At 71.4% G+C, this 24,192-nt stretch carries 21 protein-coding genes; 14 read left to right on the forward strand and 7 right to left on the reverse strand.

Annotation, left to right across the window (positions count from 1 at the left end; translation table 11 throughout):
- The first annotated feature begins 5 nt into the window (after nt 1–5).
- Together AB0I28_RS11850 and AB0I28_RS11855 are read left to right on the forward strand one after the other, a co-directional pair.
- Nucleotides 6–308 (forward strand): hypothetical protein, encoded by a 303-nt coding sequence (locus AB0I28_RS11850; protein WP_357492273.1) that lies wholly within the window; start codon nt 6–8, stop codon nt 306–308.
- Nucleotides 309–430: 122 nt separating this feature from the next.
- The gene (locus AB0I28_RS11855; protein ID WP_357492275.1) at nt 431–1,702 is read left to right on the forward strand and encodes a low temperature requirement protein A; all 1,272 of its coding nucleotides are present in this window, start codon (nt 431–433) and stop codon (nt 1,700–1,702) included.
- On the opposite strand, the gene AB0I28_RS11860 is transcribed toward AB0I28_RS11855, so the two are convergent.
- Nucleotides 1,654–3,321 carry a BTAD domain-containing putative transcriptional regulator gene (locus AB0I28_RS11860; RefSeq protein ID WP_357492277.1) on the reverse strand — a complete coding sequence of 556 codons (1,668 nt, stop codon included), beginning with the start codon at nt 3,319–3,321 and terminating at the stop codon, nt 1,654–1,656. The genes AB0I28_RS11855 and AB0I28_RS11860 overlap by 49 nt on opposite strands.
- A 124-nt stretch (nt 3,322–3,445) precedes the next feature.
- Between AB0I28_RS11860 and AB0I28_RS11865 the strand changes: the two genes are divergently transcribed.
- From AB0I28_RS11865 to crtI, 4 genes are all read left to right on the forward strand, one after another.
- Nucleotides 3,446–4,345, forward strand: a complete 900-nt coding sequence (locus AB0I28_RS11865) for a M23 family metallopeptidase (protein ID WP_357492279.1) — start codon at nt 3,446–3,448, stop codon at nt 4,343–4,345.
- A gap of 368 nt (nt 4,346–4,713) precedes the next feature.
- Nucleotides 4,714–5,523 carry an alpha/beta hydrolase gene (locus AB0I28_RS11870; protein ID WP_357492281.1) on the forward strand — a complete coding sequence of 270 codons (810 nt, stop codon included), beginning with the start codon at nt 4,714–4,716 and terminating at the stop codon, nt 5,521–5,523.
- Between the two features lie 23 nt (nt 5,524–5,546).
- Nucleotides 5,547–6,440, forward strand: a complete 894-nt coding sequence (locus tag AB0I28_RS11875) for a phytoene/squalene synthase family protein (protein ID WP_357492283.1) — start codon at nt 5,547–5,549, stop codon at nt 6,438–6,440.
- Nucleotides 6,425–7,876 carry a phytoene desaturase family protein gene (crtI, locus tag AB0I28_RS11880; RefSeq protein ID WP_357492285.1) on the forward strand — a complete coding sequence of 484 codons (1,452 nt, stop codon included), beginning with the start codon at nt 6,425–6,427 and terminating at the stop codon, nt 7,874–7,876. Before AB0I28_RS11875 ends, crtI begins: the two co-directional genes overlap by 16 nt.
- Here crtI and AB0I28_RS11885 read toward each other — a convergent pair.
- Entirely contained in the window at nt 7,873–8,469 is a 597-nt protein-coding gene (locus tag AB0I28_RS11885; RefSeq protein WP_357492287.1) for a flavodoxin family protein, read from the reverse strand. The two genes, crtI and AB0I28_RS11885, sit on opposite strands and share 4 nt — an antisense overlap.
- Before the next feature lie 93 nt (nt 8,470–8,562).
- Here AB0I28_RS11885 and AB0I28_RS11890 point away from each other — a divergent pair, with 93 nt between their 5' ends.
- Entirely contained in the window at nt 8,563–9,042 is a 480-nt protein-coding gene (locus AB0I28_RS11890) for a MarR family transcriptional regulator (protein WP_357492289.1), read from the forward strand.
- Here the strand turns inward: AB0I28_RS11890 and AB0I28_RS11895 are convergent.
- Nucleotides 9,039–10,637: a DASS family sodium-coupled anion symporter gene (locus AB0I28_RS11895; RefSeq protein WP_357492291.1), complete on the reverse strand. Its 1,599-nt coding sequence runs from the start codon at nt 10,635–10,637 to the stop codon at nt 9,039–9,041. The two genes, AB0I28_RS11890 and AB0I28_RS11895, sit on opposite strands and share 4 nt — an antisense overlap.
- Nucleotides 10,638–10,815: 178 nt before the next feature.
- On the opposite strand from AB0I28_RS11895, the gene AB0I28_RS11900 reads away from it, so the two are divergent.
- From AB0I28_RS11900 to AB0I28_RS11910, 3 genes are all read left to right on the forward strand, one after another.
- On the forward strand, nt 10,816–11,709 hold the full coding sequence (locus AB0I28_RS11900; protein ID WP_357492293.1) for a LysR family transcriptional regulator: 894 nt from the start codon (nt 10,816–10,818) through the stop codon (nt 11,707–11,709).
- 68 nt (nt 11,710–11,777) lie between these two features.
- Nucleotides 11,778–12,836, forward strand: a complete 1,059-nt coding sequence (locus tag AB0I28_RS11905) for a tartrate dehydrogenase (protein ID WP_357492295.1) — start codon at nt 11,778–11,780, stop codon at nt 12,834–12,836.
- A 342-nt stretch (nt 12,837–13,178) separates the two neighbouring features.
- The gene (locus tag AB0I28_RS11910; protein ID WP_357492297.1) at nt 13,179–14,417 is read left to right on the forward strand and encodes a VOC family protein; all 1,239 of its coding nucleotides are present in this window, start codon (nt 13,179–13,181) and stop codon (nt 14,415–14,417) included.
- Between the two features lie 125 nt (nt 14,418–14,542).
- On the opposite strand, the gene AB0I28_RS11915 is transcribed toward AB0I28_RS11910, so the two are convergent.
- The 4 genes from AB0I28_RS11915 to AB0I28_RS11930 form a co-directional block, all read right to left on the reverse strand.
- Nucleotides 14,543–18,658, reverse strand: coding sequence for a WGR domain-containing protein (locus tag AB0I28_RS11915; RefSeq protein ID WP_357492299.1), 4,116 nt, complete (start codon nt 18,656–18,658; stop codon nt 14,543–14,545).
- A 90-nt stretch (nt 18,659–18,748) separates the two neighbouring features.
- Nucleotides 18,749–19,384: a maleylpyruvate isomerase N-terminal domain-containing protein gene (locus AB0I28_RS11920; RefSeq protein WP_357492301.1), complete on the reverse strand. Its 636-nt coding sequence runs from the start codon at nt 19,382–19,384 to the stop codon at nt 18,749–18,751.
- 5 nt (nt 19,385–19,389) lie between these two features.
- Complete coding sequence (locus tag AB0I28_RS11925; RefSeq protein WP_357492303.1) at nt 19,390–20,097, reverse strand: RraA family protein; 708 nt, start codon at nt 20,095–20,097, stop codon at nt 19,390–19,392.
- Nucleotides 20,098–20,153: 56 nt separating this feature from the next.
- A complete protein-coding gene (locus tag AB0I28_RS11930; RefSeq protein WP_357492305.1) occupies nt 20,154–20,831 on the reverse strand; it encodes a cysteine hydrolase in 678 nt (225 codons plus the stop codon).
- A 281-nt stretch (nt 20,832–21,112) separates the two neighbouring features.
- Between AB0I28_RS11930 and AB0I28_RS11935 the strand changes: the two genes are divergently transcribed.
- The 4 genes from AB0I28_RS11935 to AB0I28_RS11950 are packed head-to-tail and all read left to right on the forward strand — an operon-like array spanning nt 21,113 to nt 24,178.
- Entirely contained in the window at nt 21,113–22,177 is a 1,065-nt protein-coding gene (locus AB0I28_RS11935) for a LacI family DNA-binding transcriptional regulator (RefSeq protein ID WP_357492307.1), read from the forward strand.
- The gene (locus AB0I28_RS11940; protein WP_357492309.1) at nt 22,174–22,404 is read left to right on the forward strand and encodes a hypothetical protein; all 231 of its coding nucleotides are present in this window, start codon (nt 22,174–22,176) and stop codon (nt 22,402–22,404) included. The genes AB0I28_RS11935 and AB0I28_RS11940 overlap by 4 nt, the downstream gene beginning before the upstream one ends.
- A complete protein-coding gene (locus AB0I28_RS11945) occupies nt 22,401–23,315 on the forward strand; it encodes a sugar ABC transporter permease (RefSeq protein WP_357492311.1) in 915 nt (304 codons plus the stop codon). Before AB0I28_RS11940 ends, AB0I28_RS11945 begins: the two co-directional genes overlap by 4 nt.
- Entirely contained in the window at nt 23,312–24,178 is an 867-nt protein-coding gene (locus AB0I28_RS11950; protein ID WP_357492313.1) for a carbohydrate ABC transporter permease, read from the forward strand. The genes AB0I28_RS11945 and AB0I28_RS11950 overlap by 4 nt, the downstream gene beginning before the upstream one ends.
- Nucleotides 24,179–24,192 lie beyond the last annotated feature (14 nt).

Genomic DNA, 24,192 nt, shown 5'->3' on the forward strand with positions numbered 1-24,192 from the left:
CTGTGATGGCGGCCGACGTGGCCGCCGCGCAAAGTGACATCGTCGGATTCGTCGGGGGCGTACTGGCCCTCGCCTTGGTGACCACCGCGATCCTGATCGCGTTTCGCCACCGCCGCAGAACCGCTGACGCGGACGGCGACCCGGGCGTGCCCGGAAGTCGCCGGACTCCGGTTCCCGACGGCGGCGAGGCCCTGCCTCCGCCGCCGTTTCCGGAGACCGGCATGACCGCGCCGATCACGGCGCCCGGCCGTCTGCAGAGCCCGAAGGTCGACCCTCCCGCCACACCGCGGGTGATGGGCCTCGACTGAGGACGCGGCGGGCGGGACCGCCCGCCGCGCACGGCTCGGCCGACGGGCGACGGCGTACACGGTCACGCGCCCGAAAACGACGGGGTCGGCGGGCCCGCGGCGCTGACGTGCGAGAATCCGGCGTGACCCAGGATCGACCGATCGGCACGACCGCCGCCGAGCGGCACGCGAGCTGGCTGGAACTCTTCTTCGACCTCGTCGTGGTCGCGGCCGTCGCCCAGCTCGCGCACCGCATGCACGACTCGCCGAGTCTCGCGGCCGTCGGATCCTTCGTGCTCCTCTACTACGCGATCTGGTCGGTCTGGACGTCCTTCACCCTCTACGCCAACGTCGCCGGCGAGCGCACCCGCACGCGAGCCATGCTCGTCGCGATGCTCGGCATCGCGGTGCTCGCCGCGGCGATCCCGGCGACGATCCCCGAGGTGCTGCACAACGAAGGCGACGTCGACCGCAGCGTCGTGTTCGCCGTCGCCTACTTCGTGTGCCGCATGTCGGCCGCCTCGACCTGGCAGCGGACCGGCACGGTCCTCACCTCCTGGCCCGCGGCGCAGGCCGGGATGGGCATGATCCCGTGGCTGGTGTCGGTCTGGGTCCCCGCCCCCGCGCGCTACTGGCTGTGGGTCCTCGGCGCGGCCCTCGACATCACCTTCTCCATCCTCGCCAGCCGCCGCCCCGAACAGATGCTGGCCCGGGCCGAAGGAGACACCCGGCGCCGCCGCTCACGCTACGAGAAGGCCGTCGCCCGGCGCGGCGAACCGCCCGCCAACCGCCGCAAACCCAGATTCGAGTCGCCGAAGCCGGCCATGCTGGACCTGTCCCACCTCGGGGAGCGGCTCGGCCTGTTCGTCATCATCGTCCTCGGCGAAGGCGTCCTCCAGGTCGTCACCGCCGCCGGGAACCCGCTGGTGCACTGGGATCGCGATCTCGGACTCACCGCACTCGCCGGGTTCGTGGTCCTGGTCGGCATCTGGTGGCTGACCCTGCGCTACGGCGTCAACGGCGTCCCCCACTTCGCCTCCGAGGGCCCCGCGCCGCGCGTCACCCTCCCCGGCCACTTCGTCGCCACGGCCAGCATCACCGCCATCGCCGCCGGTTTCGGCGCCGCCACCGCGCACGCCCACGACGACCTCCCCGGCGGCATGCGCTGGCTGCTGTGCGGCGGCCTCGCCGTCCACTTCGCCGCCACCGGCGTGCTGGCGCTGATCAACAAGGCGCCCCTGGCCTGGCTGCTCGGCTGGGGCCTGCCGTGCGTCGCGGCGCCCGTCGCCATCGGCGTCTGGGGCGCGAGCCTCGACGCGTGGACCATCGCCGTGCTGCTCGCCGCGGTCGTCGGCTGGCAGACCCTCTACGGGGTGTTCGGTGCCCGCAGAGCGCGCCTGGCCGTCGGCGACTGAGGAGCGGCTAAGGCCGCGCCGAGATTGCGGTGGACCGTCGCCGCGCCCTCGGCGTCACCGATCCGATCGAAGAGATCGAGGGCCCGCCGCAACGGCTCGGCGGCGGCCTCGACGGCACCGACGCGCAACTGGAGCTCCCCGAGCCGCTGCCACACGTGCGCCTCACGGTGGTCGTCGCCGACCGCGCGCGCGAGCTGCAGCGAGTGCCGCAACTGCTCGCGCGCCTGCGTGTAGTGCTCCCGGGCCATCAGCGTCCCCGCCAGCGCCCAGCGGATGTAGGCCTCACGGTGACGGTCGCCCTGCGCCACGAAGACCGTCAGCGCCTGGCGAAACAGCGACTCGGCCTCCTCGGCCCGGTCGGTGAAACGCGCGACGGCGGCCATCCCGGCCGTGGAAAGGGCCGCGCCGCTCTCGTCGCCCAGCGCCAGGCACAGTCGGCGCGCGGCCGTGAAGGCCTCGATCGCGGCCGGGAACTGGTCGGTGTAGACGTAGAGCTGGCCGAGGCCGCGCAGCATCGTCGTCTCACCATTGGTGTCACCGCAACGGCGGGCCGCCGACAGGGCGATGTGGACGCAGCGCCGCCACGCCAGCAGATGCCCGCCCAGGTCGAAGTACGGCACCAGCGCCGCCGCCAGACGCCAGGCCGGGCGGGCCAGACCCGCCGTGGCCGCGCGGGCGATCAGCGACACCAAGGCCTCGCGATGGGCGTCGAGCCAGGCGATCGGATCGGCGGTCACCCGCGCCAGGACACTCTCGGGGACCTTCGCCGACGAACGCTCACCCGTCGCGAAGATGCTGGCGTGCAAGCGATCCACCGCCGTCTGCACCAACGCCAGCCGACGGTCGCACACACGGTGCAGAGCGGCGGTGCGCACATCGGTGGGCGCGTCGGTCGACTGCGGACTGTCGAGCAACCGCCGATGCACGTCGGTCAACTCCGGACCCGGCTCCACACCCAGCTCGGTGGCCAGCAGCCGGCGCACCGTCCCGAAAGCCGCCAGCGCCTCGGCATGGCGCCCCGCCCCGTCGAGAGCCCGCACGAGCAGACACCACAAGCTCTCCTGCAGCGGATACTCCATCGTCGCCGCGCGCAACTCGGCGACCGCGTCGGCCGCCCGGCCCAGCATGAGCTGAAGCTCCGCGCGCTCACTGATCGCCGTCAACCGCGTCTCCGTCAACCGCGAGACCACCGGCGTCCACAACGGACACTCCAGATCCGACAACGGCGCACCCCGCCACAGCGACAACGCCCGGTCATAGCAGTCCAAAGCCCGCTCCGGCGCACTCGCGTGACGCCTCGCCGCCGTCAGCAGCGCGGTGAACTCGTCCGCGTCCAACTCCCCAGGCCACAACTCGATCACGTAGCCGTTGTCCCGATACCGGATCCGCGGCCCCAGCACCGCCCGCAAGGTACTGATGTACGTGCGCAGATTCGCCAAAGCCGAACGCGGCGCCCGCTCCGGCCACAGCACATCGATCAACTTGTCCGCCGAAACCGGCTCACCCGCCGCGAGCAGCAGACTCGCCAGCAGCCGACGCGGCTTGTCGCCACCCAACGCGACAGCCACCCCGCCGGCGCGCACATGCAGCGGGCCGAGAACGGCGAACTCGCAGCGCATGGCGTCCCCTTCGGCACCGGAACAGTTGACCTTGAAGTTGTATCAATTTTGTAGCCGGTCGTGGATAGCTGGTCACGGTACCCGCCAAGGGAAACCACGGCGGATCGGATATGGAGGAACAGCGATGCCCAGAACCAGACGGCTGCTCACCGCTTTAGCCATGATCGGCACCCTCGCCGCGAGCGCGCTCACCGCCGCCGCAGCCCCCGCAGCAGCCGCCGTCACCGACGTCGGCATCCAGGCACAACCCGCCATGCAACTGCCCTTCCCCTGCGGACAGACCTGGAACGGCAACGGCAGCAACTCCAGCGCCCACGTTGGATGGGAACTCGACTTCAACCGAGGCGGCTCCGCCACCGCCGACCTCGGCGACACCGTACTCGCCGCCGCGGCCGGCACCATCGCCATCGCCTCGTACCAGACCGGCAACCGGTACGGCAACCTCGTCAAAATCGACCACGGCGGCAGCTACACCACCTACTACGCCCACCTGAGCACCATGGCCGTCAAAGTCGGCGAATACGTCGACCGAGGCCAGGTCATCGGCTCACTCGGCAACACCAGCGCCCCCGGCAACAACATCTCCCCCCACCTCCACTTCGAACTGCGCTACGGCACCAACTACCCGAACAACACCGTCAAAGCCATCTTCAACGGCTCCACCTTCGGGTACCCCAGCGCCAACGTCACCTCGAACAACTGCGCCACCTCCTACGACCCCGCCGAAGTCTGCGGCAGCGGATTCAAAGTCAACGACTCCGCCCGCCTCGGCGGCAAAGGCAACGTCGTACTCCTCTGGAACGCCTCCACCAGCTCCAACTGCGTCGTGACGCTCAAATTCACCAGCAAAGGCACCGCCACCGCCACCTCCGCCTACCTGGAACCCGCCGGGAGCAACAGAACAACCGACTCCGGCAACTACGGCTACTACGCCGGACCCGTCAAACGCACCGCACCCAACTGCATCAAATGGGGCGGCGCGACCGGCGGAGTCGCCTACAACAGCCCCTCCGAGCATTGCTAGCTGGTCGGAGGCTAACGAAACCTCTTGCCAGGTAGGGGATCGGGCTGCGGCACCTCCTCCGGTGCCGGGTCCCCGGTGTTTTGTTACGCCTGAACTGGCGGGTGCCCGGCGCGGAGCTGCCGGCCCAGCGTTCGGTGACGCCTGAACTGACGGGTACCCGGTGTGGTCTGCCGGGTACCCGGTTCTTGTTCGCGCCTGAGCTGGCTGTGCCCGGGCCGCCCGGCGCCTTCACCCCCTCCTCGTCGCGTCGCCGTCCTTTCCCGGCTCTTCGCGTTCCTTCATGTCCTTGCCGGTCGGGTACGATCGCCGCTACGTCAAGGCCGCCCCCGAGACGTTCCACATCGACGTCTCTTCGAACGGGAACGCTCATGCCACGCCCTCGCGTGCACGGTTTCACCGCGGCCATTGCCTTCACCGCCACCTTCGCTCTCACCGCTCTCACGGCTCTCACCGCTTGCTCCGGCGGTGGGCCGGCCGCCGACGGAGCCACCACCCCGCCGCCCGCCGCGCCCGTCAACGCGCCCGGCCTCACCTGCGTCGAGGACTTCCCCGACGCCCAAGCCGTCCGCTTCGGCCCCGGCGAGACCATCGGCGGCCTCTCCTTCGGGGAGGGCCCCCGGGCCCTCGTCCTTCTCCATCAGTCCAACGGGGACCTCTGCCAGTGGGCCCCCTACGCCGCCGAACTCGGCGAGGCCGGGTATCGGGCCCTCGCGATCGACGCGCCCCGCGTCGGCTCCTCCCGCGACGCGGCGAAGGGCAACCACCTCGCCGTCCTCGAAGCCCTCACCTACCTGCGTGCCGAAGGCGCCACCGCCGTGACGCTCGTCGGCGCGTCCATGGGCGGCACCGCGGTCCTCGCCGCCGCCCCGCAGGCCGCACCGCCGGTCGACGGCGTGATCGCCCTGTCCGCCCCGACCTTCTACGACGGCACCGACGCCCTGGAAGCCGTTCCCGCCCTCACCGCCCCCGTCCTCTACGCCGCCGCCGAGGGCGACGCGCAGTTCGGCGACAACGCCGTGAAATTCGAGGCGGCGACCCCCGCGGCGACCGACAAGACCCTCGTCCTGGTCGACGGATCCCACCACGGTGTGGACTTCCTCGAACCCGACGCAGGCCCCGAAGACGTGAAAGTCCGCAAGGCCGTCGAGGACTTCCTCGCCGCGCACATGCCCCTCTGACCTCGACTGTTACGCTGCCGGGCGTGATCGCGCCCACCCGAAACGAGCCGACGCTCGCCGAGTCGTACGCGCACTGCCGCCGCCTCCACCGCCGGCACGGCCGCACCTACTACCTGGCGACCAGGCTCCTGCCGGGCGCGATCCGCCCGCACGTCCACGCCCTCTATGGTTTCGCGCGCTACGCCGACGACATCGTCGACACGCGCCCCGGCGACACCGCCGACGAACGGGCCCGGGCACTGCGCGAATGGTCGGCGGGCTTCATGGCCGGCCTGCGCGGCGCCGACCCCTGCGGCGACCCGGTCCTCCCGGCGATCATCGACACCGTCGGCCGCTTCGGTCTCCCGGTCGGTGAGTTCGAGGCCTTCCTGGCCAGCATGGCCGCCGACCTCACCGTCACCCGCTACGCCACCTACGCCGACCTGCGCGGCTACATGGCCGGCTCGGCCGCCGCGATCGGCAGCCTCATGGTCCCCATTCTCGGCAGCGGTGACGCGGCCGCCGCCGACGGCCCGGCGCGCGAACTCGGCTACGCATTCCAGCTGACGAACTTCATCCGCGACGTCGGCGAGGACCTCGACCGCGGCCGGGTCTACCTGCCGCTGGCCGACCTCGACGCCTTCGGTGTCACCGTCGCCGACCTCGGCACCCGCCAGGCGACGCCGGCGTTCCGGGAGCTCCTCGAACACCAGATGGCCCGCGCAGAAGCCCACTACCGGGCGGCCGAACCGGGCATCGCGCTCCTCGACCAGTCCTCGCGGCCCTGCGTCCGGGCCGCGCACACCCTCTACCGCGACATCCTCGCCGCCGTCCGCCGCGACGGCCACCGCGTCCTGGAGCGCCGCGCCCGTGTACCGAAACGTCGCCGCCTCTCCGTGGCCCTCCGTGAGATCGGCCGGGCATGCGCGGGGCGCTGACCGGTCGCACCGGCCGGATCGTCATCGTCGGCGCGGGCCTCGCCGGGCTGGCCTGCGCGATGCACCTGGCCGGCGCCGGCCGCGAGGTCACGATCCTGGAGCGCGGTGAGCGGCCGGGCGGCCTCGCGGGGGAGCGCGTCGTCGGAGGATGGCGCTTCGACACCGGCCCGACCGTCCTGACCGCGCCCGACATCCTCGAACGCGCCTTCGCCGCCGTCGGCGAGCGCGCCTGCGACCGGCTCACGCTGCGCCGGCTCGATCCGGCCTACCGGGGCTTCTTCCCCGACGTCGGGCCGCTCGACGTGCGCGCCGATCCCGAGGACATGGCCGAGTACGTCGCCGCCGAGTGCGGCCCGCGCGACGCCGACGGCTACCGGCGCTACGCCGAGCACGTGGGTGAGCTGTACCGGCTGCAGATCGACGACTTCATCGACCGCAACCTCGACTCGCCGCGCGATCTGGTGACGGCGAGGTTGTTCGGTCTGGTCGCGCGCGGTGGTTTCGGGAGGCTGGCGCCCTTGGTGGAACGCCACTTCGCCGACGAGCGGCTGCGGCGGCTGTTCTCCTTCCAGTCTCTCTACATCGGACTCGCGCCGCGCCGGGCGCTGGCGTTGTACGCGGTGATCTCCTACCTCGACGCGATCGCCGGGGTCTGGTATCCCGAGGGCGGGATCCACCGCGTGCCCGAGGCGATGGCGGCGGCCGCGTCCGCCGCGGGCGTGACCATCCACTACGGAGCCGAGGCCTCGGCCGTCGAGCTGCGCGGCGGCCGCGCGGTCGCCGTGACGACCGCCGACGGTGTCCGACACCCGGCCGACGCGGTCGTGCTCGGCACCGACGAGGGGACCGCCCTGCGCCTGCTCGGCAGGGCCGGGACCGCGCGCCGTCACCGGCACTCGCCGTCCTGTGTCGTGGTGCAGCTCGGCGGTCTCGACGTGCCGCGGTCCCTCGCGCACCACAACATCGTCTTCGGGCGGGCCTGGGAGCGGACCTTCGACGACATCATCGGCGGCGGCCGGGTCATGCGCGACCCTTCGCTGCTGGTCACCAACCCCGGCGGCGGGGACGCACGGACCGCCTACATCCTCGCGCCGGCACCGCATCTGGGCGCCGGCGCGATCGACTGGCGCTCGCGCGGCGGGGCCTACGCCGACGAGCTGGTGACCCTCCTCGACCGTCGCGGACTGCGTTTCGGTGAGGCCGAGGTCCGGCTGGTCACCACCCCCGCCGACTGGGCCGAGGCGGGCTACGACGCCGGGACGCCGTTCTCGCTGGCGCACACCTTCGGCCAGACCGGCCCCTTCCGGCCGGGCACCGCGGTCGCCGGACTGGACAACGTGCTGCGCTGCGGGGCCGGGGTGCAACCCGGGGTCGGCGTGCCGATGGTCCTGCTGTCGGGCGGCCTGGCGGCGCGGCGGATCCTCGGTGGAACCTAGGGCGCGACCAGCGCCGAACGCCCTGCCTTGACGACCCGTGCGGCCTCGGCGACGCGCGCGCCGAGCGCGACGCCGGTCTCCAGGTCGCCGCTGTTCATGCCCTCGGCGGCGACGTCGTTGAAGGTCTGTGCGCCCACCCCGATGTAGAAGCCGAGGCGGTTGCGGTCGTTCTCGGTCGCGTAGGTCATGTTCCAGCCGGGTTCGAGGCCGAGGTTGATCCAGTTCATGCCGTGCTGCGCGGCGAACACGGCCAGGTACTGGAGGGTGTTGAGCTTGTCGCCGCTCATGCCCCCCGAGGCGGTGAAGCCGGCGGCGAGCTTGTCCTGCCAGCCGCGCACGGCCCAGACCTTGCTCGCCTCCTCGGCGAAGGCGTGGAAGACGGCGCTCGCCGAGCCCATGTAGGTCGGGGAGCCGAAGATGATGGCGTCGGCGGCCCCGAGGGTGTCCCACAGCCGGTCGTCGAGCTCGGCGACGGAGACCAGCTCGACGGCGGCACCGGGTACGGTGAGCGCGCCGTCCCGGATGTGCTCGGCCAGACGCAGGGTGTGGCCGAAGCCGGAGTGGTAGGCGATGACGATTCGGACGTCGGACATAGGGGTAACCTTCACTTCGTTAGTTCGAATCTGAACGATCGGAACGCTAGTGCTTAGTTCGAATTCGAACAACCGGAAGTGACGGAGGACACGATGAGCGTCGAGGAACGCTGGCTGAGCGAGACCCAGGCGCGCGCCTGGTCCCAGTTCATCCGCACCAGCCAGCGGCTGGAGCAGCGGCTCGACCGCGAGCTCAAGGCCCGCCACGACCTCTCGCACACCCAGTACGAGATCCTCGTCCGCCTCGCCGAACCCCGCACCGAGTCGGGCAACGTGCGCATGACCGACCTCGCCGCCGACCTGGTCACCGCCAAGAGCGCGGCGACCTACCAGATCGGCCAGCTCGTCGACCGCGGTCTCGTCGCGCGCGTCAAGTGCCCCGAGGACGGCCGCAGCACCTTCGTCTGCCTCACCGAAGCCGGCCGGGCGCTCCTGGAGCGCGCCGCCCCCGACCACCTCGCGCGCGTCCGCGAGCTGTTCCTCGACACCATGTCCCCGGCCGAGCTGACCGGGATGACCGCGGCCCTTGAACGCACCTGCGATCGGATCATCGAGGCCCGCGAGCGCTCCTAACCTCCGATCCCGGTCACCGTCACCATCAGCGGCAGCCCGACCAGGAGCAGCAGTCCGCCGAGCAGGTCGAAGCTGGCACCCGAGCGGATCATCGTCGTGATCGACACGCAGCCCGAGCCGTAGGCGATCGCGTTCTGCGGCGTCGAGACCGGCAGCATGAACCCGAACGAGGCCGCGAAGGTCGCCGCCAGCGCGGGCACGAAGGGGTCGACCCCGGCGGCCATCGCGATCGGGATGATGATCGGCACGACAACGGCCGCGGCGGCGGTGTTGCTCGTCGTCTCCGAGACCAGGATCGCCAGGGCCACCGCGAAGGCGGTGATGGTGAAGACGCTCGACAGGCCGAGCGCGTTCGACGCGCTCGCCCCGATCGTCTCGGCCAGGCCGGTCGACTCCAGTAGTGACCCGAAGATGATGCCGGTCCCGAACAGCACGATCGTGCCCCAGTCGATCCGCGCGGCGTCGCTCCAGCGCAGCGTGAACTCCCGCTTGCCCCACTGGGTCGGCAGCAGGAACAGCAGCGAGGCGCCCAGCACCGCGACGACGCCCTCGTTGAGCCGGCCGCTGACGATGTCGTAGAGCGCCGACTCCGTCCCGGCGAACAGGGCGATGATGCCGGGGAAGATCCACAGGACCACGGTGACGCCGAAGGCGAGCAGCGTGTTCTTCTCCGCCCGCGACATCGGCCCCAGCTCGGCGCGCTCGGCGGCCACGTACTCCTCGACACCCTCGATCCGGCGGATCTCGGGCTTGTTGAGCAGCAGCAGCACCACCGCGAGGATCACGAACATGATGGCGCACAGGGGAAGCGCGGTGGCCATCCACTGCGCGAACGAGATGCGCTCGCCGGTCGCCTCCTCGATCAGGCCGCGTCCGATCAGGTTCGGCGGGCTCCCGACCGGCGTGAGCAGCCCGCCGACGCTGGCGCCGTAGGCGAGCATGAGCACCAGGGCCGCGCCGACCCGCAGCCGCAGCGGATCGAAGTTCTGCGCGACCATCCCGCGCTTCTGGAGCATCTTGGCGATCACCGCGAGCAGCCCCAGCGCGGTCGGCAGCAGCATGGCGACCGTGGCGGTGTTCGACACGAAGGCCGACAGCAGGCAGGTGATCACGCCGAAGGCGATGATGACCCGGACGGTGGACTTCCCGATGCCCGGCAGCGACAGGATGAAGAACGCGAAGCGCCGGGCCACACCGTGCTTGAGCATCGCCTGGGCCAGGATGAACGCGCCGATGAAGGTGAAGACCGTCGAGGACCCGAAGGGCTTCAGCGCGTCGGTCGCCGGGGCGACGCCGAACACGACGATCGCGCCGACGCCGATGAGTCCGCCGATGGGGATGGGGACCGGCTCGGTGACCCACATGACGACGACACCGAGCAGGATCGCGGCGAGCGCGTGCTGGCGCGGTGCCAGGTCGAAGGGGATCAGGGCGAAGGCGACGGCGAGCAGCGGCGCGAGCCACAGCCCGGTCGTCCGCCTCGCCTTCTCGAAACGCTCCTCGCCCGGCGAGAGCACCTGCTCGCCGAGACTGCGATAGGTGGCGTGGCCCAGCAGGGCCTTGTCCACGTCGGTGCGCTGCTCCTCGGCGGCCATGACGTCACTCCTTTGTGGACAGCGGCGATGGTGACCCATGCCATAGGCGGCACGTTGGTCCATTCAAGACCCCGGCCGACATTCCGGTCCAATGCGGTTTGACTACCAAACCGCTAGGCTGCGCCTATCGATGGCGCGGGCCGCCGCGCCGGGAACGCCGAGCCCGGGGTTGGCGACCATGGACGTACGGCAGCTCGAATACTTCCTCGCGGTGGTCGACAACGGCGGCTTCAACCGTGCCGCCCGCGCCCTGTTCCTCGCGCAGCCCTCGCTCTCGCAGGCGATCCGCACCCTCGAACGCGACCTCGGCGGGCGCCTCTTCCACCGCATCGGCCGCAGCGTCGTGCTCACCGAGGCAGGGGAGGCCCTTGTCGAACCCGCGCGGCAGGCCGTGCGAGCGCTGGCCGTGGCGCGCGCGAGCGTCGAAGCGGTGCGAGGGCTGCGGTCCGGCGAGGTCGCGGTGGCCTCCATGCCGTCACCGGCCGTGGAACCGCTCAGCACGATGATCCTCGCCTACTCCGACCGCTACCCCGGTGTGCACGTGTCGATCCGCGCCGCGCCGGTGGCCCGCTCGGTGCTCGCCGCCGTCCGCACCGGCGCCACCGAGTTGGGACTGCTCTCGGCGTGGCGACTGCCCGCCGTCGCCGACCTGCTGCTTCATCCGCTGGGGCGGCAGCGTTTCGTGCTCGTCGCACCGCCCGACGGGTCACTGGCCGCCGACGGGCCGCTGCCGCGCACGGCGCTGGAGGGCCGGCGGCTCATCGTCGGCGAGGAGGGCACCGGCATCCGGCGACTCGCCGAGGAGATCCGCGCCGAGGTGCCGGGCGTGACGATCGCCGTCGAGTCGGAGCACCGGGAGGCGGTACTGCCCTTGGTACTCAAGGGAATCGGCGTCGGCATCCTGGCCGAGGCCTGGCGCCCGCTGGCCGAGCGGGCCGGGGCGGTCGTGCTCGACCTGGACCCGCCCGCGTGGCTCGACCTGGCGATGGTGAGTCGCGACGGCCCGCTGACCCCGGCGGCGGCGGAGTTCCTGGCGATCGGGCTCGAAACGTCCGGCGAACGGCATCGATAGGCACCGCCTATCAATCCCATCACGGTCTCGTCTTGGACCCGGCGGGGCCCGGTTGCTTGAATCGGCCCATGAGCAGCCACCGCATCGCCGTCATCCCGGGCGACGGCATCGGGCGCGAAGTCGTCCCCGCCGCCCGCGCGGTCCTCGACGCCGTCACCGCGCGCCACGCCGTGTCCTTCGAGTACGAGGAGTTCGACTGGTCGTGCGGCGGCTATCTGCGCGACGGGACGATGATGCCGCCCGACGGGATCGAGCGCCTGCGTTCCTTCGACGCGATCTTCCTCGGCGCCGTCGGCGATCCGCGCGTCCCCGACCACGTGTCGCTGTGGGGCCTGCTCATCCCGATCCGGCGGGCCTTCCGGCAGTACGTGAACCTGCGGCCCGCGCGGCTGTTCCCCGGCGTGGACGGCCCACTGCGGGCAGGCTCGGCCATCGACCTGGTGGTCGTGCGGGAGAACGTCGAGGGCGAGTACAGCGAGATCGGCGGGCGCCTGTCGCGCGGCTTCCCCGACGAGATGGCCGTGCAGGAGGCGGTGTTCACCCGCCCCGGCGTGACCCGGATCGTCGACTACGCCCTGGAACTGGCCGCCGGTCGCAGCGGGCGGCTGACCTCGGCGACCAAGTCCAACGGGATCGTGCACACCATGCCGTTCTGGGACGAGATCGTCTCCGAGCGGGCCGCCGCGCACTCCACTGTGGAGGTCACCCGCGAGCACATCGACGCCCTGTGCGCCAAGGTGGTGCTCGACCCCGGACGCTTCGACGTGATCGTCGGCTCGAACCTCTTCGGCGACATCCTCAGCGACCTCACCGCGGCGGTCACCGGCAGCATCGGCATGGCGCCCTCGGCGAACCTCAACCCCGAGCGCGACTTCCCCTCGATGTTCGAGCCGGTGCACGGCTCGGCTCCCGACATCGCCGGCCGGGGCGTGGCCAACCCCGTCGGCGCGATCTGGTCGGCGGCGATGATGCTCGACCACCTCGGTCATCGCGAGGCGGGGGCCGAGGTCGTCGACGCCATCGCCGCGACGCTCGCCGACGGCTCGGTACGCACCCCTGACCTCGGCGGGACCGCCACGACCGGGGAGTTCACGGGCGCCGTCGTCGCGGCACTCGGACAGCGGTGATCACGGCAGCAGGATGCCCGTGGTCGGCGAGTGCCCGGCCTCCAGCCGGCGCGAGGGCCGCCGCAGGCGAAGGATCCGGGAGAGACGCACCGCCGGCCGAGCGGCCAACTCGGCGCGTTGCCGTCGGCAAGCCCTGTGAGAGCATCAACACGCACGACCCCTCCTCAACGGTCCACGTTTCAACCACCTGGATCAACGGGTAAGTGCCGCCACCATCCACACAGGACCTCATGGACGGCCTCCGGGTTCTCCTGCTCCCGTCCGGAGGGCAAGAGCCACTACGTTTCGACCGCCACAGTCGTGCGGCCGGGCACCGAAAGGGATCTGATGGACCGAGCCACAGTGACGGAGTTCCAGCAAGCGGACGGTGTCCGGGACTGGCGCGTCCTGGACGCCGGCGCGAGCGCCTGGTTCGAAGCGCCGTCGATGACCGCAGGTGCGGCACTCGTCCGCCGCATCGCCGAACTGAGTGCCGCCACCGGTCTGCCGGACGTGGACCTGCGACCCGGCGGGGTGCGCGTGCGGATCGGCCCGGCGGGGGATCTCACCCGGGGCGACGTCGAGCTTGCGCGTTCGATCTCGGCGGCGGCCCACGAGCTGGGCTTGACCGCGGACCCGGCCGTGCTCCAAGTCGTGCGGCTCGTGATCGATACCGCGGATGAGCAGTCGCTGGTGTCGTTCTGGCAGAACGTTCTCGGCTACGAGCCCGTCGGTCCCGACGGGCTCGGGGATCCGTCGCGACGAGATCCCGTGCTGTCGTTTCACCGGAGCGGGCCCCGGCCGCTGCGCGATCGGATCCACGTCGATGTGGTTCGCGCGCCGATCGCGGTGGAGGCGGCCAGGGCCGCAGTCGGACAAGAGCCGTTCGGTGCGTACGGGGTCGCGCTCGCCGACGCCGACGGGAACGAGGTCGACGTGGTTCCCGGTGACAGGCTCTCGAAGGGGCCGGAGACCGCGGACTGGCAGGTGCTGTTCGGCGCGATGACGTACTACTCCCTCGATTCGCCTGTGCAGGCGGGCGCGTTTGCGTCGGCTGTCGCCGGTCTGGCCGACGACGCGGGGCTGCCGTTGATGGTGGACCTGCGGCCCGATGGCGTCACGATCGACGGCGGGAAGGACCAGTGGGAGGACGGGGAGGGCTCCGCCACGAGCCGGTTCCTGGACCTGGCCGCTCGGGTCCAGACCGCGGCGCGCGACCTGGGGCTCTCAGCGGACCTCGCACGCGGGCGTTTCGTCCAGTTCGGCATCGACGCGGTCGACGTTCCCGCGGTGCGGGCCTTCTGGGCGTCGGTACTCGGTTACGAGTACGACCCACGGGCGTTCGTGACCGACGTCTACGATCCGCGTCGGCTCAGTCCGGTCCTGTTCTTCCAGCAGATGGACGCATCGGACACAGACCGGCGACAGCATCGCAACCGCATCCATGTCGACCTCTTCGTCCCGCACGACCAGGCCCAAACCCGCATCGACGCGGCCGTGGCCGCTGGAGGACGGATCGTCACCGAGAACGCTCGGGATCGTCGGACCCTCGTCGACCCGGAAGGCAACGAAGTGGACATCATTGCGTTCCACCAGGCGTAGGTGCGCCGCTGCCGCCGGCCGGGCGGCGGTTGGCGTCAGGGCACGCCCATCAAGCCATGTGGCCGTGGGCCGAGGTCGAGCGCGCATGAGCGCCCCCGCCCGGACGGGCGGGGGCGCTCACCAGCTCAGATCTCCTGATAGCCCGCCGCGGTCTTGGCGGCCACCAGGCTCGCCGCCTTCTTGGCGCCCTTGACCGGATCCATCCGCTTGGTACTGACCTTGCCCGGCGTGCCCGGGCGCCCGTAGCGGGTCGCCAGGACGCCGTTGCCGGCGTCCCAGTACAGCTCCCAGAACTTGTCGTCCTTGCCCGGTTCCGACCACTCGAAGTAGCGCGGTGCCACCGCCGGGTCGACCCGATGGTCGCAGTACAGCTGCGACACGAGAGGTGTGGCGTCCTTGACGGTGGTGGTGAAGGAGCCGAGGATGCCGGTGGCGAACATCCAGGACAGTGAGCGCTCCCACCACAGGTCTCGTTCGCGTTCGTCGGCGTGCGCGAAGACGCGTGCGTCGTCGGTCTGGCGGTCGGCGGCCAGCAGGGTCACCACTCGCCCGCCGAGGGTTTCCACCAGCACGTCGAGCCGCCGGTACAGCGTCTGCGGCGATCGCGACGGCATCGGGGACTGCGCCAGGTATCGCGCGCCGACGGCGTCGGCGGCAGGGCGGCGGGCGAGCATCTCGGCGGGGGACAGGATCCGCCGGCCGCGTCCGCCGGTCGACCAGCTCGCGTGCCCGATCCGGCGCCAGAAGTCGCGCAGCACCTCGGGCACCGGCGTGTCCCGGGTCGCCTCGAATCGCGCGATCTCCTCGTCGCCGACACCGTCGCCCAACTCGACGCTCAGGCCGGCCAGTCCCGGCACCTGGGCGCAGAACCCCTGCGCGCGCAGGTGCTCGTCGAACTCGGCGAGGGCGGTGACGTGCCAGACGGAGTCACGGCTGTCGTCCCGCGCGCGGTCGTCGAGCCACTCGGCGACCGTCATGTCCTCACGCCGGCGCCGCCTTCCGGTCCATTCGACACAGGCGAGCCGGCCCCCCGCGGCGAGTAGTTCCAACTCTCGCCGCTGATTGGCCGCGACGGCCGTCTCAGTGTCGCCGAACTCCTCACCTTCGTACTCGATCATCCCGGCGTGGACGAACAGCCTGGCGTTCTCGGCGTCCGCCGCGTGGAAGCTCCGCATGACGCAGCCCTTTCCGGGCACGTACCAGGGACCGGTCTCGACGAGCTTGCCCGCGGCGAGCGTCGCACGCATCCGCGCGAAGGCGTCGGGAGCGCCCTCGCCGAAGTGCAGGACGTAGGTGGTGAAGCGGCCGTTGTCGGCCCCGTGGCTGTAGGCGATCCGGTCGCCGTAGCGGACGAGTTCGGTGAACTCACCGGCGGTCGCGGTCCAGAACATGGCGCGCTCGGACAGCTCGGTGATCCCGGTGAGAGCGGACGGCCCGGGCATCTTGTCCTGGACGGTGAACGTGAACGGTGTCGCGACGGCCTCGTAGCCGTCGAAGGCGTGCGCGCCTTCGTCGGTGTCGACGAACCAGACCTCACCGGTCGTCCGGTCATGAAGCAGTCGAGTGTGGACGGTCGCGCCGGTGAGGGTCCCGAGGTCGGCGTCCTTGAGCCTGGTCAGCGGCTTGCCTTTCTTCCGGGCGGCGCGGGCCTTCTCGACCAGCGCCGTGCGCGCCTGGTCGGCCACGCCGCTGAGTGCGGCTTCGAGTTCGGCTCGCGCGGCCGTGTCGGCGAAGGGGTCGGTCCACGACCGGCCCCCCGGCGGGCAGGCCTCCTGCTCGATCGCCTCCGCCAGACTCCACACCACGCGCACGACATCGAAGTGGTGAGCGCCGAGCGCGCCGCGAGCGGCCATGACCAGCGCGTACTTGAAGCAGGAGGCGCTCGCCGGGTCGGCCGGCACGTCCCAGCCGCCGATCTCATCGGCCAGATCGGCCAGCGGGGCGGTCTTCTCGACGTGCCGGTCGAGGGTGTACGCGTACAGCCCGGCGGCAATGTGGTCGCGGTCGCGGCGCAGGCGCTGCATGATCTCGGCGTGCACACCCGCGTTCCAGATCTCGCTGAGGGCGTTGGCGGCCCGCCAGAACGAGCGCCGCTCGGTGAAGATCCGGCCGATCAGCGCGGCGCGCGTCGCGGGCGTGTCGAGGTTGCGCAGCACCGAGTACAGGTCGGCGACGACGTCTTCGAGATTGTCGTCCTCGGTCTGCCCGTGGTCGAACACGCGCCCGCTCTTGGGCTCCGAGTCGGCGTAGCGGGCGCCGTAGTCGTCGAGCGCGGCGATCGCGAAGTCGGCGACCGCCGGGTGGTCGAAGCGGTAGAGCTGGTGCCCGGCGCTGTTGCGGGCGTGGATGTCGGGATGCCCGAGCTTGGTGGCGATCATCGCCCGGATCGCCCGTTCCGCCTGCTCGGGGCTCAGCCGTGGGATGACGCACCGCTCGCGTTCGAAGGGATAGAAGAGCCTGTCCCAGATCTTGACGAGTCCGCTGCCACTGCCGAACTCTTCGGCGGCTCTCATCAGCGGGTCGAAGATCCGCTCGTCGTGGGCGAAAGGAGCCAGCGCCAGCAGCGCGGCCTCCTTCATGTCGCCGACCTTCATGGCGGCCGCGAAGTCGCCTGCCGCTGCCTCGGGCGCTTCGAGGACCAGCCGCAGCAGGATCGGCACGAGCGGATGCTCCGCCGAGGTGATCTTGCCGCCCAGCTCGCCGATGACGTGCTTCTGCTCGGCGGCCGGGAGCAGAGCGAGTCCGGCGGCGGCGAGCTCGGCGTCGGCGACCTCGCCGTCGAGCACCGTGCGGGCAGCCCAGGACGCCGCGCCGGCCAGTCCCTCGTCCATGTCGGCGCGCATGAGGACGCGGCGGGCGACGACGCGGGCGAGCGCCGGATCGCCGATGCCGGTCAGGATCCGCTCGGTGTCCTCGGGGGCGTCGGCGATGGACCTGAGCACTCGCGAGGAGGCTTCGGCGTCGATCTCGGCGCGGGTCAGTTCGTCCGCCGACATCAGCGGCGGCTCGGCGCCGCGCTCGCGCAGGTCGCGGACGGCGGCCAGGACGAGCCGCTGGTGGGAGTCCTTGGTGAGCAGCCACCGCACGGTCTCGGTGAGCGCGGCCAGGTCACCGGTGACGGGCCGCGCCCAGTCGAGGGCCCAGTTGGCGAAGGTCCAGGGCTCGGGGGTGGTGGGGAGGGCGGCGACGAGTTCGTCGGCGGCCGGGCTGTGGCCGATGGCAGGGTCGCGGGAGTCGAGCAGGGCGCGAAGGGCGGTGCGCGTCAGGCCAGCATCCATGCGCGCGACGGCTTCGGCCACGGCGGTGGTGTCGAGCGAGCCGTCGTCGAGGGCGTCGGCGACGGCGGCGGTGTACCCGAGCGGGCGGGTACGAGGGCTCATCTCGGCGGCGAGCAGAGCGGCAGGTCCTTCACCGAGGTCCTCACGACGGAGGTAGGCGACGAGCATGGAGCGCCGGGCACGGAAGCCGGGCACGGCCGGCACGTCGCCGGACACGGCCAGCGCGGCAAAGGTATCCACAAAGGACGATAGGAGTTCGGATCCGCCGGCGGCGGTGCCTGCGGCCAAGACGCGCTCGCGGTCGGTGTCCATGCCGAGGATCGCGGTGTGCAGCAGCCAGTAGATCGTCAGGTGCGGGTCGTCGGCGAGTGTGCCGATCTCGGCGTCCAGGGCCGCACCGGCACTCGCGGGCGACGGCCAGGCGTCGAGGTGGTGCCCGGCGGCGCTTCCGGCGAGGTCGGTGTCGTCCTGGATCGGGTGGCCGTCGTGCGTCAGCGGTTGCGCCAGTAGCCATACCAGCCACTGGTAGCGGGCGGCGAGGTCGACACTGGATACCGCCCGGTCGTGTGGCGGCGGTGCCCCCGCGGAGTAGGCGGCGAGGAGTTCGTACTCGTCGGTGTACTCCTCCGCGGCTTCGGCGGCCTCCTTGTCGCGCCGGAAGGACCCCCAGTCGGCGAGGGAGGCCAGCCGGAGGTGGATGTCGCGAGTCTCGTGGTCCTGCCGCCAGACCGCTCCACCCCCGCGCAGGTCCAGCAGGGTGTAGTTGTCGCCCTCGTCGTCGAGGACGACGAATCCGGCCAGCGTCTTGTCGATCGCGCCGAAGTAGGCGAAGTTCGCGCGCAGGTGCGCTTCGACGAGGTCGCCGTCCTCCTGCCGGGTGAGGCCTTCGTGGACGCCGGCGGCGATGTCGGGCGGCATCGGCATGCCGTAGAAGCGATCGGGGGACCCGGGGCTGGAGGGCATGGTCGTCCTACTCCCAATGGAAGGGCTGGGGCGCAGAGGATCGCGCGGGGGTCGACCGGACCCTATCGAGCCTGTATGACAGCGCTTTTCTCAGAACGCGTTGATCTTCTTCGGGGCCCTTTCGGCGCGGCTCAGGGCGCGCATGACCGCGACGGCACCGTGTCTGCGGGCGGAGAGCCGCGTGAGCAGACCCAGCACGGTGTCCACGATGGACTCCCCGAAACGCGGGGTCGGCAGGCCGACGCTGACGGCGAGGTCGTCGGCGTGGACGGCGAGCTCCATCAGGCGGGTGACCAGCAGGTCGTCGAGGGTCAGCGACCACGGCCCCCAGAACGGAATGCGCACCGGCCGCTCGGTGGACTCCGTCGGCAGGGTGGCGGCGAGTCCGGTGATGGCCGCGTCGACGCGGTCGGCCAGCGCCTTGGGGCCGTCGGCGGCCGCTTCGTCGCCGCCGGCGCGGATGCGGACGTTGATGTCGGCGTCGAGGTCGGCGCCGATCCACTCGACCCGCGAGTAGTGGTCGAGCAGCCCGATGGCGGGCTCGGGCGGCAGCGGTGCCTCAAGGATCGCGGGGAGCGCGAGGATCTGGAAGGCGAGGTGCCCGGCAAGGCCGCCGACGCTGAACTCGCGCAGGGCGCTGGGCTCGGCCCACTCGGCGGCGACCCTCGGGTTGCGCAGGAGCCGCGCGCAGACGCGGGCGGCCGACAGGAAGTCTTCGCTGTGCATGGTCGTCACTCCTCGATCGCTCCGCCGATGGCCCGCAGGTGTTCGCGGAAGGTCAGGGCGGGGTTGGCGGTGCGGTGCTGGAGGAAGCGCGCGAAGAGCAGCTGCTCGCGCAGGCTCTTTCCGTCGCGGATCCGTTCGGCCTGGCGGTGCTCGGTGTCGCGGATCTTCTCGGCGAGGGTGAGCAGGTCGCCGACCTGCTCGGCGGGGGTGAACAGCACGCCGTCCTCGTCGCCGAAGACGACGTCGCCCTTCCCGACGGTCCACTCGCCGACGGTCGCCGAGGACAGCGCGTCGTCCGGGCGCCCGGTCACCGACAGGGGACCCGAGGGGGTCGAGCCGAGGCTGAAGACGGGCAGGCCGATGGCGATGATGTCGGCGGTGTCGCGGTGCAGACCCCAGGCGACCACGCCGGACAGCCCGGCGGAGGCCACCTCGGCGACCACGAGGTCCCCGACGCAGCTCTCGTCGAGGCGCCCGCCGTTGTCGACGACGAGCACGTCGCCGGGTTCGGCGCCTTCGAGGGCTTCGAGGAAGACGTCGACGCTGCCGACGTGGCGGCTGGGCAGGACCCGGCCGGCGAGCCGCATGCCCGGCGCGACCGCGTGGGTGCCCGCCGGAGCGCAGCGGACGGGGACGGAGGCGCGGACGCAGGCGTCGGCGACGTGGGCGGTGGTGAGCGCGGCGAAGCGGTGGGAGAGGTCGGTCGGCGGCATACGGGCTCCTCGGTATCGCGATCGCTTCCGTCTGTGACGGTAGAGGAGGAGTCCGGTCACCGCGAGTGTAAGGCCGCTTCGATCAGTCCCAGAACCTCGGCGGCGGTGCGCACGTCGCCGAAGGAGCGGTAGACGGTGCGCAGGGTGGCGCTGTGGGCGGCGTCGTCGATGCCGGCCATGCCGTCGGCGATCATGATGACCCGGTTGCCGAGCGTCGCGGCGTCGCGGGCCGTGGACTCGCAGCAGACGCCGGTGACGGTGCCGGTGATCAGGACCGTGTCGATCCCGCGCTCCCCCAGCTGCCCGGGCAGGTCGCTGCGGCCGGGGAAGAAGGCGCTGGAGGCCGACTTCTCGGCCCACACGTCGCCGTCGCGCGCGTCGAGCGCGTGCCACAGCCGCTCTCGCAGGGTGCCCTCACCGCCGGAGGCCGCGAACATCGCCGCCACCTCCGCTCCGTAGAAGCCGATCTCCCACTCCGTCGGCGGATGGACCTGCGGCAGGACCCACGCGACGGTGCCGCCGGCGTCGCGCAGGGTCGTGGCCAGGTCGTTGATCGCCGGGACCGCCGCCCGGCACCGCGCCGACTCCTCGACGAAGAAGCCGACCATGTCGACCACCACGAGGGCGGTCGCGCGGGGGTCGAGGGTCTCGTAGGCGAAGCGGCGTCCGCGGCGGGATTCCTGGCGGTCGTACTCGCGCTGGGGAATCTGCCACTCGTGGGGTGGGGAGGTCATCGGGGGAGTGTGGCAGGGGACGTGGGAACACTCGGAGCGGCACGGCGGTCAACCTTCGCCGGCACTTCGCGAGGCTGCCGCACACCACAACCGCAGGCGTACCGGCGCGCCTTCAAGCCCCGTCCATAGGTGAGGGCCCGGCCTACCTGGGCCGATGGCCGCCCGCCTCGGCCCGCTTGCACCGTTCCCGAACTCGAACCGTTCCACCCCTTGACGTTTCCCTGAACGCCGGGCAACACTGTGCGGAAACGTTTACAGTCCCGAAACAGACGAGGTGTGGTGTGAGCCGGAAACGTTTACAGCGCACTGACAGTGGTGGACCCCCGACCGTCCGCACGGTCGCCGCCATGGCCGGTGTCTCGATCGCCTCGGCGTCACGTGTCCTCAACGGCCACGGCGCCAGCGCCGAGACCGAGCGCCGGGTGCGCGAGGCCGCGGCCTCCGTGGGGTACGTCCCGAACGCGGTCGCTCGCTCACTCCAGGCGCAGCGCACCGACATGCTCGCCCTCGCCGTGGAGGACATCGGAAACCCTGTGTACGTCGCGATGATGCGCGCGATCGAAGAGGTCGCCGCGGACGCCGGCTACCGGCTCCAGGTGCACGCCACCGGTGCCGACGTCGCCGGTGAGGTCGAGCTCCTCGACGGCCTCGCCCGCCGCTACGTCGACGGCCTGGTCATCAGCCCGATCCGCATCACCGACGCCCACCTCACCGCGCTCGGACGCGCCCCCACACCCGTCGTCGTGGTCGGCTCGCTGCCCGACGACATGCCCGCGACCAAGAAGCCCATCGACAACGTCCGCGCCGACTCCCACACCGGTGTCGGCCTGGCCATCCGCCACCTCGTCGAGAGCGGTCGCCGCCGGATCGGCTTCGTCAACGGCCCCCTCGACACCGTCCCCGGCGCCGCGCGCCGCGCCGGCTACCTCGACGCCCTCGAAGCCGAGGGCCTCCCCTTCGACCCCGTCCTCGTCGAACCCGCCGACTTCCACTACGCCGCCGGCCGGGCGGCCACCCGACGGCTGCTCGACCGCGCCGAACCCGACGCGATCCTGTGCGCCAACGACCTCATCGCCGTCGGCGCCCTGCACGCGGTGCTGTCGGCCGGCAAGCGCGTCGGCGAGGACGTGGCGCTGGTCGGCATGGACGACACCGACCTGGCCGAGATGGCGTTCCCGCAACTGTCCAGCGTCTCGCTGGGCTCGGCCGAACGCGGCCGCCTGGCCGCCGAACTGCTCCTCGCCCGCCTCGCCGAGCCCACCCGCCCGGCGCAGCGCGTGACCGTCGCACCGACCCTCGTCGTCCGCGCGTCCAGCGGCCGCACGGCGATCCAGGAGATCCCATGAGCTTCGTCGTCGAAGAAGGCCCCGAGCGCCCCGTGTCGGCCTGCGCCTGCCACGCCCTGGGCGGCAACGCGTGCCTGCACGCGGCGGCGCCCCCCGGAGACGCCGTCCCCGTCCGCGTCCTCACCGGTCAGCGCCCGTCGCGGGGCTGGGCCGGCACCCGCCGTCCGCGCGGCGGCGGACCCACCGCACTGTTTCACTCCCCTCCGATGGATCAGGCCCCGCAATGACAACGCTCAACGAAGAGCTCCCACTGGCGAGAAAGAAGCGCCTCGACAACAAGTACGCGTACTTCCTCGTGCTCCCCGCCCTCGCGCCGGTGCTCATCCTGTCGGTGGTGCCCCTGCTCAACGGCATCTACCTGGGCTTCACCGACGCCCGCGCCGGGCTCAACCAGGAAACCAACTTCACCGGCCTGGAGAACTACACCGAACTGCTGTCCAACGACCTGTTCTGGTCCTCCTTCAAGATCGGCCTGATCTGGGCCTTCAGCGTCACGATCCTGCAGTTCCTGGCCGCCCTCGGCCTGGCCCTGCTGCTCAACCTGAACCTGCGGCTGCGCTGGCTGACCCGCACGCTCGCCCTGGTGCCGTGGGCGATGCCGCCGGTCATCGTCGGCATCATGTGGCAGCTCGTCTACCACCCCGACGCCGGGCTGGTGAACGAGGCTCTCTACCGCGTGGGCCTGGGCGATCTGTCGACGAACTGGCTCGGCGACTTCAGCACCGCGCTGCCGGCCGTCATCGTCGTCGGCGTGTGGGCCGGAATGCCGCAGACGACGGTGGTCCTGCTCGCCGGCCTCCAGGGTGTCCCGGCCGAACTCAACGAGGCCGCGTCCGTCGACGGCGCCGGCACCTGGCGCCGCTTCTGGAGCATCACGCTCCCGCAGCTGCGGCCGGTGATCGTGGCGATCACCTCGCTGGACTTCATCTGGAACTTCAACTCCTTCGGCCTGGTCTACGTCCTGACCACCGGCGGCCCCGGCGGCAAGACGATGCTGCCGATGCTCTTCGCCTACGAGGAGGCCTTCAAGTACGGCCACTTCGGGACGGCCGCGGCGATGGGCAACGCGATGGTGCTGATCATCGTCGTCCTCCTGTTCTTCTACCTGCGCCGCCGTATGCGGGAGGTCAACGCGTGAGCCGCCTTCGTTCGCCCAAGAGGAAGCGTTCCCCGAAGAGGAAGGCGGCCAGGTTCCTCCAGTACCTGGCGCTGGTGGGCTACCTCGCCTTCCTGTCCTTCCCGCTGCTGTGGATGCTCTCGACGTCGTTCAAGACGCCGCGCGAGGTCGTCGAGCTGCACCCGAGCCTCATCCCGCGCGACCCGACCCTCGACAACTACACGACCGCGTTCACCCAGCAGCACCTCGCGCGCGCGGCCTGGAACAGCCTCCAGGTCTCGGTCGGCGCGGCGGTCCTGACGGTGGTCATCGCGCTGCCGGCCGCATACGCGCTGGCCCGCGTGCGCAGCAAGGTCAACACCGTGGCGACCGCCTGGATCCTGCTGTCCCAGCTGTTCCCGTTCATCCTGCTGGTCATCCCGCTGTTCATCATCCTCAAGGGCGCGGGCCTGACCAACAGCCTCTTCGGCCTCGTCCTGGTCTACGTGACCTGGTCGCTGCCCTTCGCGCTGTGGATGCTCCAGGGCTTCGTGCGCGGCATCCCGCGCGAACTCGAGGAGGCCGCCGCGATGGACGGCGCCTCGAAGTTCCAGACCCTGGTGCGCATCGTCGCGCCGCTGCTGGCGCCCGGCGTCGTCGCGGTGACCCTGTTCGCCTTCATCAGCTCCTGGAACGAGTTCTTCTTCGCCCTGGTGCTGCTCAAACGTCCCGAGCTGGCCACGCTCCCGCTGGAACTGGCGAAGTTCGTGGGCATCGAGGGCATCGCTCGGCTCGGACCGCTGGCGGCCGGATCGCTCATGGCCACCATCCCGAGCCTGATCTTCTTCGCCTTCCTGCAACGGCGCCTCACCTCCGGCGGCCTCGCCGGTGCCGTCAAAGGCTGACCCACCACCCCCGA

The organism is Phytomonospora sp. NPDC050363 (assembly GCF_040655735.1).
Lineage (GTDB): Bacteria > Actinomycetota > Actinomycetes > Mycobacteriales > Micromonosporaceae > Phytomonospora.